The organism is Xanthobacter autotrophicus (assembly GCF_029991245.1).
Classification (GTDB): Bacteria; Pseudomonadota; Alphaproteobacteria; order Rhizobiales; family Xanthobacteraceae; genus Xanthobacter; species Xanthobacter autotrophicus_C.
Genome location: NZ_JAIVFO010000267.1, coordinates 1 through 2,262, shown reverse-complemented (window position 1 = coordinate 2,262; position 2,262 = coordinate 1). Strand labels below are relative to the sequence as shown.

At 69.6% G+C, this 2,262-nt stretch carries 3 protein-coding genes; 2 read left to right on the top strand and 1 reads right to left on the bottom strand.

Annotated elements, in window-relative coordinates; all coding sequences use genetic code 11:
- Nucleotides 1–525 (bottom strand): NAD(P)-dependent oxidoreductase (locus K9U41_RS22575; RefSeq protein WP_282643082.1); only part of this gene is annotated, 525 nt, incomplete at its 3' end.
- A 105-nt stretch (nt 526–630) separates the two neighbouring features.
- On the opposite strand from K9U41_RS22575, the gene K9U41_RS22570 reads away from it, so the two are divergent.
- Both K9U41_RS22570 and K9U41_RS22565 read left to right on the top strand, forming a co-directional pair.
- Nucleotides 631–1,713: a LacI family DNA-binding transcriptional regulator gene (locus K9U41_RS22570; protein WP_282643081.1), complete on the top strand. Its 1,083-nt coding sequence runs from the start codon at nt 631–633 to the stop codon at nt 1,711–1,713.
- A partial coding sequence (locus K9U41_RS22565; protein ID WP_282643080.1) for a TrmH family RNA methyltransferase occupies nt 1,710–2,262 on the top strand: 553 nt, incomplete at its 3' end. The genes K9U41_RS22570 and K9U41_RS22565, both read left to right, overlap by 4 nt.

The window sequence follows — 2,262 nt, the reverse complement described above, 5'->3', positions numbered from 1 at the left end:
CTCGGCCATGGTGGGCGCGCCCACCCGCACGATGCGGCTGGCATAGGCCGCCACCACCGGCTCGATCACCGCGAAGGCCGCGTCCTGCGCGCCCACCATGGCCGAGAGCGTGCCCTCGTCCGCCTGCACCGGCGTGCCGCCGAGGGGCGAATCGCAGAAGAAGATGCCGCGCGCCTCCAGCTCCGCCGCCAGCGCCATGGTGAGGGTCGGCTCGGAGGTGGAGGTATCGACGATGTGCAGGCCGGCCTTCGCTGTGGAAAGGATGCCGTTTTCCCCGCGCAGCACCGCTTCCACCTGGGGTGCGCCGGTGACGCACAGCACGATGATGTCGCTCGCCTGCGCCAGTTCCGCCGCGGACTTCACCTCGGTGGCGCCGCGGGCGACGAGGTCTTCCACCGGCACCCGGTTGCGATGGCCCAGCACTGCAAGGGGAAAGCCCCTGGCGAGGATGTTCTTCGCCATCCCGTGCCCCATCAGGCCCACGCCGATGAAGCCCACCCGCGCCCTGGTCGTATCCTCGCTCATGTCTTTCGTCCCTGTGCCAATTACCATTGGTTGTTGCCGTTTAATCGTTTAACATGAACGAAAGGACGGCGCGAGACGCGACAGATCCGGTTATAGGGAAGGCCCATGGATGACAATATCCCCGCTCAGGCCCCAGCCGGTCAGATGCCCACTTCCATCGGCAAGGTGACGCTCCAGGGCCTTGCCCGGGAGCTTGGATTGTCCACTGCCACCATCTCGCTCGCCTTGCGCGACAGCCCCATGGTGGCGGAGGCGACGCGGCTGAAGGTGCAGGAAGTGGCCCGTGCCCGCGGCTATGTGGCCAATCGCGGCGCCGCTGCCCTGCGCACGGCGCGTACCAACATCGTGGCGCTGGGCCTGCACGACATCGTCAACCCGTCCTTCACCGAGCTGCTCGCGGCGGTGGAGGATGCTTTGACCGCCGCCGGCAAGACCGTGCTGCTCGGCGTCAGCCAGGAGGATGTGGCGCGCCAGACCCGCACCCTGGGGACGCTGGCCGAATACCGCCCCGACGCCTTCCTGGTCTCGCCCGCCGCCCACTCCACGGTGGCGGACCTGAAGGCCCTCGCCTCCACCGGCATCGCCGTGGTGCAGGTGACACGCGAGATCGAGGGCTCGGGCTTCGATTTTGCCGGCTCGGACGATGTGGTGGGGGTGGCGCTTGGCGTCGCCCATCTGGTGGCACTGGGCCACCGGCGCATCGGCATGCTGGGCGGCTTCGGCGCCATTTCCACCGGCCGCAAGCGCCTTGCCGGCTACAAGGCCGGCCTTGCCGCCGCCGGCCTGCCCTTCGATCCCACCCTGGTCATGGAAGGGCCGGGCCTGCGGGAAGAGGGCCGCCGCCAGCTGGCCCGCCTTCTGGCTCTGGAGGAGCCGCCCACCGCCGCCGTCAGCTTCAACGATCTCACGGCCTTCGGTGCCCTCATGGAGCTGCAGGCGGCGGGGCTCACGGTGGGCAAGGACTTCTCCCTGGTGGGCTATGACGACATCGGCGAGGCCAAGGTCTGGCATCCGGGGCTCACGACGGTGCACACCTTTATCCCTGAATATGGCCGTGCCGCCGCCGACCTCGCCCTGAAGCGCATCGCCGATCCGTCGCGCCCCGTGGAGCGGGTGGAGATGGCGCCCAAGCTGGTGGTGCGCGCCACCACCGCCCCGCCCGTGCCGGTGAAGCGCCGGCCCCTATGATTCGTCCGGTTGCCGAGGCGGACGATCCGCGCATCGCGGATTTCAGGGATGTGCGCGAGCGCGACCTCGTGGGCCGGCAGGGCTGCTTCATGGCGGAAGGGGAGGTGGTGCTGCGCCTCCTCGTGTCCCGCCTCGGCGGAGCGGACAACCACCGCCTGCGCGCGCTGCTGCTGTCCGAAGCGCAGGCGATGCGGCTTGCCGATGTCATCGCGGCCTTGCCGCCCGATGTCCCGGTCTATGTGGCGGGGCAGAAGGTGATGGACCAGGTGGTGGGCTTTCCCATCCATCGCGGCATCCTGGCGCTGGGCGCGGCGCGGCCGCTGCCGGAGCCGGGGGCGCTCATGGACCGGCTGGGGGAACGGGCGCTGGTGGTGGTCGCCCTCGGCCTCACCAACCACGACAATATGGGCGGCATCTTCCGCAATGCGGCGGCCTTCGGTGCCGATGCGGTGCTGATCGATGCCGCCTCCTGCGATCCGCTCTACCGCAAGGCCATCCGGGTGTCGGTGGGGGCAAGCCTTGTGGTGCCGTTCGCACGGGTGGCGGATG

Excerpts from the sequence above, each read along its gene's own strand:
- K9U41_RS22570 (WP_282643081.1), top strand. The coding sequence starts at position 631 with ATGGATGACAATATCCCCGCTCAGGCCCCAGCCGGTCAGATGCCCACT.